The organism is Azospirillum mesophilum (assembly GCF_053470405.2).
The window spans coordinates 48,002-62,948 of record NZ_JBPXMQ020000010.1 but is presented as its reverse complement, the minus strand read 5'-3'; the positions used below and the strand labels follow the sequence as shown (position 1 = coordinate 62,948).

12 protein-coding genes and 1 CRISPR repeat array (1 of these 13 only partly in view) are annotated in these 14,947 nt (G+C 70.4%); of the genes, 7 read left to right on the top strand and 5 right to left on the bottom strand.

Annotated features, from left to right (window positions below):
• The first annotated feature begins 55 nt into the window (after positions 1–55).
• From ACSVC7_RS12265 to ACSVC7_RS12240, 6 genes are all read left to right on the top strand, one after another.
• Positions 56–1,339 (top strand): ABC transporter substrate-binding protein, encoded by a 1,284-nt coding sequence (locus ACSVC7_RS12265; protein WP_448208344.1) that lies wholly within the window; start codon positions 56–58, stop codon positions 1,337–1,339.
• 3 nt (positions 1,340–1,342) lie between these two features.
• Positions 1,343–2,770 carry a di-heme oxidoreductase family protein gene (locus ACSVC7_RS12260; RefSeq protein ID WP_448208345.1) on the top strand — a complete coding sequence of 476 codons (1,428 nt, stop codon included), beginning with the start codon at positions 1,343–1,345 and terminating at the stop codon, positions 2,768–2,770.
• A 45-nt stretch (positions 2,771–2,815) separates the two neighbouring features.
• Entirely contained in the window at positions 2,816–4,861 is a 2,046-nt protein-coding gene (locus tag ACSVC7_RS12255; RefSeq protein ID WP_448208346.1) for a TonB-dependent receptor plug domain-containing protein, read from the top strand.
• Positions 4,862–5,369: 508 nt separating this feature from the next.
• Positions 5,370–5,744, top strand: a complete 375-nt coding sequence (locus ACSVC7_RS12250; RefSeq protein ID WP_448208347.1) for a TonB family protein — start codon at positions 5,370–5,372, stop codon at positions 5,742–5,744.
• A gap of 22 nt (positions 5,745–5,766) precedes the next feature.
• A complete protein-coding gene (gene modA / locus ACSVC7_RS12245) occupies positions 5,767–6,522 on the top strand; it encodes a molybdate ABC transporter substrate-binding protein (RefSeq protein ID WP_448208348.1) in 756 nt (251 codons plus the stop codon).
• Between the two features lie 41 nt (positions 6,523–6,563).
• A complete protein-coding gene (locus ACSVC7_RS12240; RefSeq protein WP_448208349.1) occupies positions 6,564–7,391 on the top strand; it encodes an ABC transporter permease in 828 nt (275 codons plus the stop codon).
• On the opposite strand, the gene ACSVC7_RS12235 is transcribed toward ACSVC7_RS12240, so the two are convergent.
• The 3 genes from ACSVC7_RS12235 to ACSVC7_RS12225 all read right to left on the bottom strand — a co-directional run bounded on the left by ACSVC7_RS12235 (position 7,321) and on the right by ACSVC7_RS12225 (position 9,180).
• The gene (locus ACSVC7_RS12235; RefSeq protein ID WP_483508344.1) at positions 7,321–7,539 is read right to left on the bottom strand and encodes an NAD(P)-binding domain-containing protein; all 219 of its coding nucleotides are present in this window, start codon (positions 7,537–7,539) and stop codon (positions 7,321–7,323) included. The genes ACSVC7_RS12240 and ACSVC7_RS12235 overlap by 71 nt on opposite strands.
• A gap of 266 nt (positions 7,540–7,805) precedes the next feature.
• A complete protein-coding gene (locus tag ACSVC7_RS12230; RefSeq protein ID WP_448208350.1) occupies positions 7,806–8,156 on the bottom strand; it encodes an ArsR/SmtB family transcription factor in 351 nt (116 codons plus the stop codon).
• A 91-nt stretch (positions 8,157–8,247) separates the two neighbouring features.
• Complete coding sequence (locus ACSVC7_RS12225; RefSeq protein ID WP_448208351.1) at positions 8,248–9,180, bottom strand: DUF1259 domain-containing protein; 933 nt, start codon at positions 9,178–9,180, stop codon at positions 8,248–8,250.
• 430 nt (positions 9,181–9,610) lie between these two features.
• Between ACSVC7_RS12225 and ACSVC7_RS12220 the strand changes: the two genes are divergently transcribed.
• A complete protein-coding gene (locus tag ACSVC7_RS12220) occupies positions 9,611–12,001 on the top strand; it encodes a methyl-accepting chemotaxis protein (protein WP_448208352.1) in 2,391 nt (796 codons plus the stop codon).
• Positions 12,002–12,160: 159 nt separating this feature from the next.
• Here the strand turns inward: ACSVC7_RS12220 and ACSVC7_RS12215 are convergent, their stop codons facing one another.
• Together ACSVC7_RS12215 and ACSVC7_RS12210 are read right to left on the bottom strand one after the other, a co-directional pair.
• Complete coding sequence (locus tag ACSVC7_RS12215; RefSeq protein WP_448208353.1) at positions 12,161–13,471, bottom strand: PQQ-dependent sugar dehydrogenase; 1,311 nt, start codon at positions 13,469–13,471, stop codon at positions 12,161–12,163.
• Positions 13,468–13,896 (bottom strand): DUF2231 domain-containing protein, encoded by a 429-nt coding sequence (locus ACSVC7_RS12210; RefSeq protein WP_448208354.1) that lies wholly within the window; start codon positions 13,894–13,896, stop codon positions 13,468–13,470. Before ACSVC7_RS12210 ends, ACSVC7_RS12215 begins: the two co-directional genes overlap by 4 nt.
• Positions 13,897–14,091: 195 nt before the next feature.
• Positions 14,092–14,947: a CRISPR direct-repeat array (repeat unit 37 nt; unit sequence GCTTCAATGAGGCCCGGGCGTTTCCGCCCGGGAAGAG); it runs 2,361 nt beyond the window's last position.

Here is a 14,947-nt window from a genome sequence, read left to right as displayed (position 1 = left end):
GCCGTGGGCACGCGGCCAAACCCTGCCCGGCCAATCTCTGACCGTAGGACCCGAGATGACCTTGCGCGCTCTTCTGCTGCTGGCTGTGGGGATTTTCCCGGTGGTGACTCCTGGCCTGGGCAGGGCGGAGGCGTTGGAGGAGACGCTTCTCGTGCTGACCAGTTACCCGGATGAACTGGTCGGGCGCTTCGAGGCGGCCTTCGAGCGCGCGAACCCCGGCACGGACGTCCAGGTTCTGTGGAAGACGGGACGCGAAGCCATGCCGATCCTGCGCCGCCCCGACCAGGGGGGCGTGGACGTCTACTGGACCCCCGCCCTGCGCAATTTCCCCGCCCTGCGGGACGAGGGGCGCCTCCGTCCGCTGGAGATCGACCGGGGGGCTCTGCCCGGCCGGATCGGCGCGCAGCCCCTGTCCGATTCCCAGGACCGGTTCGAGGCGTTCGAGGTCGCCGGCTACGGGATCGTCGTCAACACGCCCTATCTGGCATCCCGCGGCCTGCCGACGCCCCGCCGCTGGGCGGACCTCGCCGATCCGGCGCTGGCCGGGCATGTCGCCTTCCCCGTGCCGTCCAAGGTCGGCTTCGCACCGGCCCTGGTGGACATCATCCTCCAGGCGGAAGGCTGGGCGGCGGGCTGGACTTTGCTGCAAAGGATCGGCGCGAACGCCGAACTGGCGGAGCGCGGACCCGGCGTCGGCGACAGCGTCGCGGCCGGCCGGCGCGGCGCCGGCCCGACCATCGATTTCCAGGCGCTGAACGCCCAGGCCGATGGCAAGCCGGTGGACATCCTCTATCCGGAGCGCACCGCCTGGCTGCCCGCCCACATCGCCGTGACCGCCAGCGCGCCGCACCCCAGGGCCGCCGCCGCCTTCGTCGCCTTCGCCCTGTCGGAGGAGGGGCAGCGCCTGCTGTTCCACCCCGACATCCGGCGCCACCCCGTGCGTCCGGCGGTTTACAAGGACGCGCCAGCCGGCACCCGCAATCCCTTCGCGGCGGAGGGTGGCTTCGCCTACGACGCGGAGACGGGCGGGCGCCGCGAACCGGCCGTGGCGGCGCTGTTCGACGCGCTGATCACCCGCCGGCAGGACGAGCTTCGCGCCGTCCTCGCCGTCCTGGCGCGGGCGCAAGCCGCCGCGTCGCGCACGGGCGATCCGTCGCTGGTCGCGCGGGTGCAGGAGGCGCTGGCGCTCGCCACCGCCGTGCCGGTGAGCGAGCAGCAGGCGATCGGTTTGCGTGCGGAGCCCGCGCTGGAGCGGGAGTGGGCCGAGCGCATCGGGCAGGCCCGCGCGCAGGCGGCGGAAACCGCGCGCGCCGTGCTGGCCGCGGCCGGGGAGCCCTGAGCCATGCGTCGCCTTTCCGGTCTCATCGCGTTCGGGCTTGCCGCCGTTGCCATGGCCGCGCCCGTCCCGGCCGCGGCGCCGGTCAACCCGGCGCGCGCCGCTTTCGACCAGCCGTTGCCGCCGGTCGACGAGGATCAGCGCGTCCAGTTCACCATCGGCCGCATGCTGTTCAACCACGTCTGGACGCCAGGAGGCCCGAGCGCCGAAGCCGGGACCGGCGTGGGCCGCGCGCAGGCCGGGGGGCGGGCGCTGGTGCAGAACGGTTTCGGCGGGGAGGGCGGATTCCATGGCCTCGGCCCCACCTACAACCGGCTGTCCTGCGCCGCCTGCCACGTCAAGAACGGCCGCGGGGAGCCGCCGCAGGGGCCGGAGGATCCGCTGCGCGCGATGCTGGTCCGCCTGTCGGTGCCCGGCACGGACGACCATGGCGGGCCGAAGCCGCACCCCGCCTACGGCGACCAGCTGAACGACAACGCCATCCCCGGCGTTCCGGCGGAAGGGCGCGCCTTCTTCGCGTGGCGTGACCGCAGCGAACATTTGGAAGACGGCACCCCGGTGACGCTGCGCGCGCCGGAGCTGCGCTTCGCCAACCTCGCCTTCGGGCCGCTTGGCGATGACGTGATGACCTCGCCGCGCGTCGGTCCGCCGGTCTTCGGGCTCGGCCTGCTGGAGGCGGTGCCGGAGGCCGACATCCTCGCGCTGGCCGCGGCGCAGGCGGCGGAGGGCGTCGTCGCGGGCCAACCCAACCGCGTCTGGGACCGTCGGGCGGGCGCGCCGGCGCTCGGCCGCTTCGGGCTGAAGGCCAACCAGCCGACGGTGCGCCAGCAGATCGCCGGGGCCTTCGTCGGCGACCTGGGCATCACCACCAGCCTCTACCCGGCGCCCAACTGCCCGGAGGCCCAGGCCGCCTGCGCCGCTGCGGTCGTCGCGCAGGAGGGTCCGCAGCCCGAGCTGTCGGACGCGCTGTTCGAGACCATCCACCTCTACACGCTGGCGCTCCAGCCGCCGGAACGGCGCAACGCCGACGACCCGGCGGTGCGGCGGGGCGAGGCGCTGTTCACGGATGCCGGCTGCGCCCGCTGCCACGTTCCCGCGCTGGCGACGGCGGAGCATCCGATTCTGCCGGGCCTCGGCGGGCGGACGATCCACCCCTACACCGACCTGCTGCTGCACGACCTGGGCGAGGGGCTGGCCGATGGACGGCCGGACTACCAGGCCACGGGGCGGCAGTGGCGCACGGCGCCGCTGTGGGGGCTCGGCCTCGTGCCGCTGATCGCCGACGCGCCGTCCTATCTGCACGACGGCCGGGCGCGCACACCGCTGGAGGCCGTGCTGTGGCACGGCGGCGAGGCGGCGTCCAGCGCCGCCGCCGTGCGCGCCCTGTCCACCACCGACCGGGAGGCGCTTTTGGCCTTTCTCGCCTCCCTCTGACCTTTCCTCCTGACGCCGATCCCTTAGGAGCCCCCTAGGAGCCCAATGAAACGACTGCTGCTTGCCGCTGCGTCGTCGGCCGTGATGGCCGCCGCGCAGAACGCCCCCGCCTTGGCTGATGAACCGATCTACACGCTGGGCCAGATCAACGCGACGGCCCAGGCGGCCGGCGGTACGCCGGTCGGCGGCTCCGTCCTGCCGGCGGAGGACATCGCCCGCTTCAACCGCGAACGGCTCGACCGCGCGCTCGACTTGCTGCCCGGCGTCAGCATCGCCACGACGCGCGGACCCCGCAACGAGCGGTACGTCACCGTGCGCGGCTACGACCGGTTCCAGGTGCCGCTGTATCTCGACGGCGTGCAGCTCTATCTGCCGGCGGACAACCGCTTCGACCTCGGCCGCTTCCTGACCACCGACCTGTCGGAGGTGCAGGTGGCCAAGGGCTACGCCTCCGTGCTCGACGGGCCGGGCGGCCTCGGCGGCGCCATCAACCTCGTCAGCCGCAAGCCGACGCGCGAGCTGGAAGGGGAGGCGCGCACGGGCATGTACCTGGACAGCAGCGGGGCGCTCAGCGGCTACCTGACGAGCGCCAGCGTGGGCACGCGGCAGGAGCGCTTCTACGTCCAGGGCTCGGCCAGCCTGATCGACCAGGAATTCTTCCGACTGTCCGACGACTTCACGCGGTCGCGCAACGAGAACGGCGGGCGCCGCGAGGGCTCCGACGCCCGCGACTGGCGCGTCAACGCCAAGGCCGGCTTCACCCCGAACGACACCGACGAATACTCCTTCAACGTCCTGAAGCAGAACGGCTCCAAGGGCGCGCCGCTGCACGTCTACGACGACCCGTCCAGCCAGACCATCCGCTATTGGCGCTGGCCGGAATGGGCGGTGCAGAATCTGTCCTTCGCGTCGCGCACCCAGGTCGGCGAGGCGTCCTACGTCAAGACCCGCCTGTTCCACACCACCTTCGACAACCAGCTGCAGTCCTACGACGACCGCAACTACATCCGGCAAGCGACGTCGCGCGCCTTCAGCAGCATCTACGACGACCGCGCCTTCGGCGGCAGCGTGGAGGCCGGCACCAACCTGATCCCGCAGGACACGCTGAAGGCGGCCCTTCACATCCGCCGGGACGAGCACAAGGAGTACCAGTACCTCTACGCCCCGGTCCGCTTCCGCGAGCCCGACCAGATCAGCGTCGAGGACACCTATTCCGTGGCGCTGGAGAACACCTTTCACGCCACGAGCGCGGTCGACGTCGTGACGGGGGCGAGCTACGACTGGCGCGACCTGCGCAAGGCGCAGGACTGGGACGGCACCAACACCGGGCGCTTCGTCAATTACCCGACGAAGGACATGGACGCCTTCAACTGGCAGGGTGCCGTGATCTGGCGCTTCAGCGACACCGGGCAGAGCCACGCCAGCGTATCCCGCCGCACCCGCTTCCCGACGCTGTTCGAACGCTTCAGCTCGCGCTTCGGCGGGGCCGTGTCCAACCCGGCGCTGAAGCCGGAACGGGCGGTCAACTACGAGATCGGCGCGTCGGAGCAGGTCTTCGGCAACACCCGCCTGGACGGTGCGGTGTTCCTGAACGACCTGGACGATGCGATCCAGCAGGTCAACATCCTGTACAACGGGCAGTCGGTGACGCAGAGCCGCAACGTCGGCTCCGGGCTCGACCGGGGCTTCGAGCTGGCGGCGCGCACGCTGCTGCGGCCCGGCCTGGAGCTGGGCGGCAACTACACGCTGCTGGTCCGCACGCTCGACGGGCCGGGCAACCCGGCGCCGAAGGCGACCGGCACGCCGACCCACAAGCTGTTCGCCTACGCCGACTATCAGCCGATCGAGGCCCTGCACGTGGTGCCGTCGGTCGAGGTCGCCTCGACCCGCTGGACCAGCAACTCCGCCCAGACGCTCTACTACCGCACGGGCGCCTACGCGATCGCCAACCTGAAGGTCTCCTACGAGGTCGTGAAGGGGCTGGAGGCGGAGGCCGTCGTCCACAACCTGACCGACCGCAACTACCAGCTGATGGACGGCTACCCCGAGGAGGGACGCAGCTTCTTCGTGGGGGCGCGCTATCAGTTCTGACCTGACCATCGATGCGGTGCACGCCGGCCGGACGGGGCATCGTCGGGCGGGACGTCCGGCCGGCCCGCGGGAAGGGCAGGGGCCAGCGGCCCTTGCTCTCTCCGGCCTCGCCCACGCCGCGCTGCTGGTCGTGCTTGCCGCGCTGGCCGCGGCGGAGCGCTCGGCCTTGCCGCCGTTCCCGGTGGTCAGTGTCGATCTTATCCCCGGAGGCGCTGAGGCGGGAGAGGGTGGGGCGGGGGAGCCGGAACAGCACGCCGAGCAGGCGCCGTCCGAGCGGGCCGTCGTGCCAGAGCAGGCCGAGGACCCCGATCCGCGGGATTCGGAATCCTCGGCACACTCACCGCCCGTTCCATCACCAGAACCATTGCCAGAACCATTGCCATCGCCACCCGCGACGCCGGTGCCGGGCCGAAAGCCGCCCCCGAAGCGCACCGTGGTTCCGCCGCAGCAGGTGCCGCAAAACGCCTTGCCGCATCGTGCTTTGGGCGAATCCTCCGATGCGGCGCCCGTGGCGCCTGCGCCGGGACCGGGCGGCGGCGGGTCCGGCGACCGGGATCGCGCGGAGCGTGCTGGCGGTCCAGCGCAGCCGGGCGACGGCGCCGACGCCATGCCGGCCTATCTGGAGGAGGTACGGCGGCGCCTCCAGGCCAAGCTCGCCGTGCCGGAGGAGGCGCGGCGCCTGCGCCTGGGCGGCACCGTGCTGGTGCGTTTCGCTGTCGGCGCCGATGGCGGCGTCGATGCCGCGACCATCACCGTCCTGTCGGGCGGCGGCATCGCCGTTCTGGCCCAGGCCGCCGTGGCGGCGGTGACGCGCGCCGCTCCCTTTCCGCCCCCGCCGAAGCCGGCCCTCGTCGAGGTGCCGGTGGCCTTTGCCATCCGATGAACGATCCCAAGGAGATTCCCGCATGATCCAACCCGTCGCGGCGGCCTTGTTGGCCGTCCTTCTCGTCCTGAGCCGGCCTGCCGCCGCGCAGGAGTTGCACGCCTATGTCGGCGCGGGCCTCCGCCCGCCGGTGGAGGCGCTGATCGAGGCGTTCAAGGCCGAGACCGGCATCGTGGTGCACGCGGAGTATGGCGGCTCCGGTCAATTGCTGGCCCGCATCAACGAGACCAGGGGCGGCGACCTGTTCATTCCCGGCACCACCTTCTACACCGATAAGCTCAAGGAGCAGGGCGCGGTCGCGGACCTGACGGTGCTGGTGGTGCACGGGCCGGTGCTGGCCGTGGCGCCGGGCAAGGCGGAGGCGATCCACTCCTTCGCCGACCTTGCCAAGCCGGACGTGCGTGTCGGGCTCGGCGACCCGCAGGCGATGGCGCTGGGTCGCACGGCGGAGGAAATTCTCGACAAGTCCGGCCAGGGCGAGGCCATCCGCCGGAACGTCACCGTGCGCGCGGCGACCGTGAAGCAGCTCGCGCTCTACCTTCTCGACGGCAATGTGGACGCGGCGATCATCGGCAACGCCGACGTGGCGCAGAATCCCGGAAAGCTGACCGTGCTGCCGATCCCGCCGGAGTGGTACCAGGCCGAATACGCGCCGGTCGCCGTTCTGACGACCAGCGCCGCGCCGGATGCTGCGAAGCGCTTCGCCGGCTTCCTGGCGTCGGACAAGGGCCTCGCCACCTTCCAGCGCTTCGGCTTTCCGCCGGCCCCGAAACCGTGACCCAGCGTTCTGATGGGGCATTCGGAGGGGGCATCCTGACCATGGGCGGGTGGCTGCCGGCTGTGCCGCTGGCCATCATCGTCGTGATGATCGGGGGCGTGCTGGCGGCGCTCGTCGGCCGGCTGCGGCCGGAGGAGTTGTGGGCGGCCGTCACGGCGGCGGAGACGCTGTTCGCGTTGCGCCTGTCGATGCTGACGTCGCTGGCGGCGCTGGGGATCGCCCTGCTGCTAGGGCTGCCGGCGGCCTACCTGATGGCGCGGTGGCGTTTTCCGGGGCGGGCGGTGCTGGACACGCTGCTGGACGTGCCGTTGGTCATGCCGCCGCTGGTCGCCGGCCTGGGCCTGCTGTTCCTGTTCGGGCGGAACGGCCCGTTCCCGGCGCTCGGGGTCGGCCTGCTGTTCTCCCCGGCCGGCGTGGTGCTCGCGCTGGCCTTCGTCTCGACCACCGTCGTGGTGCGCAGCGCGACGGCGGCCTTCCAGGCCGTGGACCGCAGCTGCGCCATGGCGGCGCAGACGCTGGGCGCCGGCCCCTGGGCGGTGTTCTGGCGTGTGGAGTTGCCGCTGGCGGCGCGCGGTATCGCGGCCGGAGCGGTGCTGGCCTGGGCGCGGGCGCTGGGGGAATTCGGCGCCACCCTGATGGTGGCCGGCGCCACCCGCCTGCGCACGGAGACGCTGCCGATGGCCGTGTTCCTGAACATCGCGACCGGGGAGACGGGGATCGCGGTCGCCTGCGCGCTGGTGCTGCTGGCAGCGGCGCTCCTGCTCCTCCTGGCGATGCGCATGCTCGGCCGGCGGCGTGTCATGCCGCCGGCATCCAAAAGGCCAGGGACTGGGCCTTTTCAGCCGAGCGATTCCAAGCGCGAACCGTGAAGCCCTTGCGGGCAAGATTGTGCGCGACCGCCGCGCCGATGAGGCCAGTGCCGAGAACGGCGACGCGAAAGCTGGGACTTTTGCCTGTTAAAGCGGATTTCCATCGGTCGTGGACGCAACTTTTTCTGCCGTCATGGCCGGGCTTGATCCACGAGTGTCCGGCAGGGTTTTTTCTTACACCCGAAGCGCCCCTGTGAGCGCAGCCATACCGTGTCCGTGCAATCGACCAATTCCCTTTTCCGTCCTGCCCGTGTCAAGCACGGGCAGGACGACGACGGGGGACACCGTGCCGGGACCCGCCTCACGGCCGGACCGCGGCCAGACGCCCTTTGATCCAGCCGCTGTCGTCCTGAATGGCCCAACAGACCATTTTCAGGGCAGACCGGGTCCCAACAACGTTCCGCCATCAAACAGTTAGCCAGACGTTTCGGCGGCGCAGCCCGTCTCGGCGCAAAACAAACGGTACAGTTCGACAAGGACGGGCCGCACCCGGTCCGAGCCGATGCGGTAGTGAATCGCCGTCCCGTCCCGGCGGGTGGCGACCAGCCCCTCCTGCCGCAGCTTGGCGAGGTGTTGCGACAGGTTGGATTGCGACAGGCCGAGGCGCCGCACCAGTTCCCCCACCTGCATTTCGCCGGCGAGCAGGCTGCACAGGATCATCAGCCGATGGCGGCTGGCGATGGAGCGCAGAAAGGCTTCCGCCTCGGTGGCGCGCGCCTCCAGTTCGGTGGGATCGAGCGATGGATCGGGGGACAGGGAAGGCATTCCGGAACGGCCAATATGTTAGATAAGTCTAATATATTGCGTGCGGCTCCTTCATTCAAGCAGAATGTGCGGAGTGCCGCACGCGCCGGCGTTACGGCTTTGCCGCGCCGGGCAGTTCCGACGTCTGGCTGCGGGCGATGTTTACCCTGTCGAGCGCGGCGCGCAAGCCGGACCCGAGCTTCGCCGGGTTGTCGACGCCCCAGAAGTGCATGAAATACAGCCTGGGCTCCTCGGCGAGCATGTGGGTGTGCAGCGCCGTCACCTCGATGCCGTTCGCCACCAGGGCCTGGACCACCGGGTTGACCTCCTCGGCGGAGAGCACGAAGTCGCCCGTCGTCGCGGCCTTGTTCGCCCCGGCCGACTGGAAATTGATGGCGATGGCCGTGCCCATGGCGGGCGGCACCGCCATGCCCATGTCCTGCACCGCCTCGGCCCGCGGGATGCTGAACTGGTAGGTTCCGCCCGCCGCCTTGCCCTTCTGTCCGAGCGCCGCCTCCAGCGCCGCCACGTCGAGGTCGAGCGCCTGCTCCGAGGCCGGGGCAGCCTCCATCGGCGTCGTGCTTTTGCCCAGAGCGCCGTGAATGGCCCGCGCCAGTTTCACGGGATCGCCGGTCCCGGCGATGTGCATGTACAGCGTCGCCGGGGACGCCCGCAGGATGTGGTTGTGGACGGCGGTGACCTGGATACCGTCCGCGACCAGGCTCTTCATCACCGGCGCGATCTCGGTTTCGGTCAGCACCAGATCGCCCATCGCCATCGCGCGCCCGCCGTCCCCCTCCTTTGCATCGCCCTTGAAGGCGACCCAGGAGCCGAGCGCGAGCGCCGGTTTGACGGCGACGCCGTCCACGGTCACCGTCAGGTCCGTACGCGGAAGCGAATATTTGTGGATGTCGCCCGGCTGCGTCGCTCCGGCCCGGCCCATCGCTTCGTCGACCGCCTGCCAGGCAGGGTCGGCCGCAAGGGCGGCATGGGACAGTCCCAGGGTGCCGAACACGGCGACCAAGGCTCCGATGACAGGCTTCATGGCGTTTTTCCCCGAGTTTCTGGCTCCTGTTGGGCGGACGGGCATCCAGCAATGCGCAAGGAACGCCGCCGACCCTTTTTGGCAGTCGGTGTTTCTCCAGGGGTTTCCCAAGAGAAGTAGCGGGTGCGCCGAACAAGCCATACCCTCTTGGAGGTAGCGGCGAGATATTCAGGGGGTTTCGTCAGGCCTCGCGCCGGTGCCGGCGCGTGGGCGTCGAAACCCCGCGTCCCGGCTCATCTCTGCGCGCGAGGCGGATCCACTGGGCATGGTCCAAGCGGGAGCGGTCACACTGTCGCATCCCGGCAGCGGCTCGTCTGGTCTATTCACATGATGCGGACGAGGCGGATCCCTCCGAGGCTTGCGGGTCGGTGCGGCACGCAATGCCCGAAAATTTGCTTTGGCCTGGAAAAATGTTTTGGAGGGTGTGGCCATGTCGATCCGCGTGAAGCTTCTGGCGCTGGTGGCGGTGCTGGGGGTGCTGTTGGCCACGGTGGCGGGGCAACGCGCCCTGGAGGCCCTGGACACTCTGAGGGCAGCGGAGCATGTGCGAAACGTCAACAGGGTGTCCGACCGCCTGCTGACGGTCGCCGGCGCCTGGGCGGTCGAGCGCGGCACCACCAACACCATGCTGGCGGATATCAAGGCCGCCACCGCGCCCCAGCGCGATGCCGTCTCGACCAAGCGCCGGCAAGCCGACGAGGCCCTGAGCGAAGCGCTGACCCTGTCGGAATCGCTGGCGTCCACGCCGGCTGCCGAACAGGCACGACGGGACACCAAGTCGGCCCTGGCCGCGGTTGAGGCGCTGCGCCGTCAGGTGGACGCCGCGCTGGCCGGCGGTCCCGTGCCGGCCGAGCTGCGGCGCGACTGGTTCCCAGCCGTCAGCACGCTCATCATGGCGAGCCAGCGGCTGCGCGGCGCGGTGGAGGACGCCGGCCCGGCCATGCCGGCCCACGTTCTGCGCGCCTTCGACCTGAAGAACGCGCTGTGGGAGATGAGCGAGTTCGCGGGACGCGAGCGCGGCATGGGCGGCGGCGTGGTGGCGGGCGCAAAGCCCTTCACCCCGGCCCAGCTTGAGGCGGTGGCTCGGGCTCGGGGCCATGTGGAAACGGGCTGGGCAGCGGTCCGCCGCTTGTCCGGCGGCTTCGGCCCGCGGATGGCGGACGCCGTCCGGGCAATCGACGATGCGTTTTTCCGTGATTTCGAGAAGGTGCGCCTGTCGGTGTTCGACGCCTCGGCCGCGGCGGCCGCCTATCCGGTGAACGGGGCGCAATGGTTCGCCGCCGCCACCGCGGGCATCGATCGCATCCTGGAGGCGCAGCGAACCGCCTCGGAGGAAGTCGCGGCGCTGGTGGCGCGCGAGGCGGAGGCGGCCGCAACCGCGCGGACCGTCGCGGTGGTCATGGTGGGCGTGGTGCTGGCGCTGGTGCTGGCGGCCGGGTGGGTCATCGTCGTCCAGGTCAATCGGCCGATCCTGGCGATGACGCGCGTCATGGGCGTCATCGCCGACGGAGAGTTCAACGTCGACGTTCCGGGGCTCGGCCGGCGTGACGAAATCGGCCAGATGGCGCAGGCGGTCGAGGTGTTCAAGGAGCACGGCCTCGACAACGAGCGTCTGCGGTCCGCCCAGGAGCGGCAGCGCGCGGAGGCGGAGAATGCGAAGCGCGCGGCCCTCGCCCACATGGCCGACACCGTCGAGAGTGAGCTTCGCGGAGCGGTCGACCTGGTGGCGGTGCAGACCCGTCACCTGGACCAGTCGGCCACCGTCATGGCCTCGTCGGCGGACGAGGTGTCGGCAAACGCTCAAAGCGTCGCGGCGGCGGCCGAGCAGGCACAGGCCAACGCCCAGAACGTCGCGTCCGCGGTGGAGGAGTTGACCGCCTCCATCGCCGCCATCAGCGACCAGCTGTCCCAGGCCCGCGCCGTGTCGGGATCGGCGGTCGAGGCGGGGCGGCGGGCGCAGGACACCATCAGCACCCTGTCGGAGGCCGTGGGGCGCATTGGCGACGTTGCCAAGCTGATCGCCGACATCGCGGGGCAGACCAACCTTCTGGCGCTGAACGCCACCATCGAGGCGGCGCGCGCGGGCGAGGCCGGGAAGGGTTTTGCCGTCGTCGCCACCGAGGTCAAGAACCTCGCCGGCCAGACCGCCAAGGCCACCGAGGAGATCACCACCCAGATCGCCGCCGTCCAGACCTCCACGGCCCACGCGGTGGAGGCGGTGCGCGGCATCGGACAGGCCATCCACGAACTGAACGCGGTGTCCGGCTCGGTCGCGGCGGCCATGGGCCAGCAGCGGGCGGCCACCGAGGAGATCTCGCACAGCATGGTCGAAACCTCGGGTGCCGCGCATGAGGTTTCGGTGCGCATCGCCCAGGTGTCCGGCGAGGCCGGCGCCAACGGCAAGCGGGCAGGCGAGGTGCGCTCCGTCGCCGGTGAACTGGCCGGCAGCATCGATGCGTTGCAGTCGGTGTTGGTGCGCACCGTCCGCACGGCCACGCAGGACGTCGACCGCCGCATGTTCGCCCGCTATCCGGTGGAGCGCCACTGCCGTGTGGCCGGACCGGGCGGCGAGATCGCGGCACGTCTGAGCGACCTGTCGGAAGGCGGGGCGTGCATCGTCGGCATCCCCGTCATGCCGCCCGGCAGCCGCGGCGTGGTCCGCATCGACGGCTTCACCGCACAGGTGGACTTCACCGTGCTGAATGCGCGTGAGGACCGCATGCACGTCCGCTTCAATCTCGACGCGGCAACCGGCGCGGCGTTCCTCAGGGACTTCCAACGCCTGGTCGGCGATCTGCCGCCGGCCTCCGTCCGGAGTTGAGCGAACTTCCGTTCGCTTTAGCTTCAAATGGCCTCACTCGCCGGCCGGGCTTCGGTCGCATGGGCGACCGGGCCCGCGGTCGCGGTCCAAAGCGGATTGAAATCCGCTTTATGCGGCAAGTCCGCCAAGGCGGAGTCCGTCTGACGTGCGCCCCTTGCGTCAGTGCGACGGCGTGCCGGCTTCGGGGGGTGGGGTCACGCGCCAGACCGTGTTTGAAAGGTCATCGGCGACGATCAGCGCACCCTTCGGATCGACCGTGACGCCGACAGGCCGGCCGTAGGTCTTGCCGTCCTCGCCTTGGAACCCGGTCACGACGTCGACCGGGGGACCGGCGGGGGCACCGTCGCGGAAGGGGACGAAGACCACCTTGTACCCGCTGGGAACGCTTCGGTTCCAACTGCCGTGTTCACCGACGAACACCCCGTCGGCGAAGCGGGCGCCCATCGCCGGCGTGGAGAAGGACACGCCAAGCGCGGCGACATGCGCGCCCAGGCTGTAGTCGGGCATGATTGCCGAAGCGACCTTCTGCGGATCCTGCGGCTGGACGCGCGGATCCACATTCTGGCCCCAATAGCTGTAGGGCCAGCCGTAAAAGGCGCCTTCGCGGACCGTGGTGAGGTAATCGGGGACCAGGTTGGGCCCAAGCTCGTCGCGCTCGTTCGCCACCGCCCACAGCTTCCCCGAGCCCGGCTGGGTGGCGAGGGCGGTGGGGTTGCGGATGCCCGTGGCGTAGGCCCGGTGCGCTCCCGTCTGGGCGTCCACTTCCCACACCATCGCGCGGTCGGCCTCGGCGGGCATCCCGCGCTCCGTGATGTTGCTGTTGGATCCGATGCCGACGTAGAGGAAGCGTCCGTCCGGGCTGGCGGCCAGCGACTTGGTCCAGTGATGGTTGATGTAGGATGGCAGGTCGGTGACCTTGACCGGCGGCCCGTCGGCGTGGGTCTGCCCGTCGCGGTAGGAAAACCGCACCAGGGCGTCCTGGTTCGCGACGTAGAGCTGGCCGTTCACCAAGGCCATCCCGTAGGGGGCGTTCAGATGGTCGGCGAAGACGGTGCGTTCCTCGTAGACGCCGTCGCCGTTGCCGTCGCGCAGCAAGGTCAGGCGGTTGCCGCTCTTGACCGACGTGGTTCCCTTGGCCTTGATGACGCCGGCGATGAAGTCCTTCGGCCGCAGCGCCGACTCCCCGCCGCCTCTGCCTTCGGCAACGAGGATATCGCCGTTGGGCAGGACGAGGGTCTGGCGCGGGATGCCGAGGTCGGTGGCGATGGCCGTGACGGTGTAGCCGTCCGGCACAGTCGGCCGACGGTCCCCCCACGGCGCGGGATCGGCGATCTTCATGCTGGGAAGCAGCCCGCGCTGCTGCTCGGGAAGCCGTGGATTGGCGCCGTATTCCGGCGGGGCCGGCTCGCTGTCGCAGGCGGTCAGCAGGGCCAGGAGCGTGACGGCGGCCGGCAGGCGGAAGCGGTTCATGGCATCCCTCCCACGCGAAGGCTGGAGAAGCCGGCCAAGGTCGCCAACACGGCGAGCGCGGTGACGACCGCCGAGAGGATGAGGCCGGTCGGCATGGCCCCCCACGCGTCTCGCGCATGGACGAACGAGTTGATGAGGCCGAGCGCGAAGGTGGCGAGCAGCAGGAGAAAGTATATGCCTCCCCGCCCGCGCCGCCGGCCGGCACGGAACAGGTCGACGAACGCCCACAGCAGCGCGAGCCCGGTGAAAACCATGCCGCCCGCAATCAGCCATGCGGCGAAGTTGGTCCACTGGATTTCGTAGGTCGAAGCGTAAGCGGCGTCGCTGAGCAGGCCCCCCAGAAACGGCGACACGGTCGCGGCGAGCAGCACCGCGTGAAAGGGATGGATCGCCCTTGCCGGTCTATGATCGACGGGAACAGCCATGGCGTCTTCTCCTTGCCCGACGGGTTCATGCGCCGATGCACTGGGTGCGATGGTCAAACGAAGGCTCGAAGGCCGGGCTGACGGAAACAGCGTGCGCGAAATGCGCACGGAACCCTGCGTGGATAATGCGGACACGCAACGCTTGTTCCGGCCGGCGTCGCGCGAACCCGCTCCATCCGGAAACCTATCTTCGGAGCTTCAACGAGGCCCGGGCGTTTCCGCCCGGGAAGAGAGGTGCCGCCGGGTCCGCCGGCGGCGGCATGGGCGGGCTGAGGCTTCAATGAGGCCCGGGCGTTTCCGCCCGGGAAGAGGGGGACTGACCGATGACAGACTATCGCAAGAAGGCGGCTTCAATGAGGCCCGGGCGTTTCCGCCCGGGAAGAGGCCGATCCAGACCGCGCCCAGCCGGCTTTCGTGCGGCTTCAATGAGGCCCGGGCGTTTCCGCCCGGGAAGAAAGCACACGTGGACGTTCGGCGCGGCGTGTGAGCTTGCTTCAATGAGGCCCGGGCGTTTCCGCCCGGGAAGAGCGGCGCGTACGACGAAGCGCGGCACCGCTACTGGCAGGCTTCAATGAGGCCCGGGCGTTTCCGCCCGGGAAGAGGGGATACGGTCACCGCTCGCCGATCCGGCGGCAACGCGCTTCAATGAGGCCCGGGCGTTTCCGCCCGGGAAGAGCGTGTTCATCTACAAGGTCGACGTCGAGGACGTACCGGCTTCAATGAGGCCCGGGCGTTTCCGCCCGGGAAGAGCGGAACGGCCGCTAGACTTCGGTTGCACTTCAACCGGCTTCAATGAGGCCCGGGCGTTTCCGCCCGGGAAGAGGCGCCTCGACCATCTCCGGATCGTACGGGCTGGTGATGCTTCAATGAGGCCCGGGCGTTTCCGCCCGGGAAGAGTTCGCCACCATTCCCCAGGAGATCGCCGCAAACGCCGCTTCAATGAGGCCCGGGCGTTTCCGCCCGGGAAGAGACGGCCTCGCGGAGTTCGGTCAGCGCCTCGCGGACCCGCTGCTTCAATGAGGCCCGGGCGTTTCCGCCCGGGAAGAGCCGG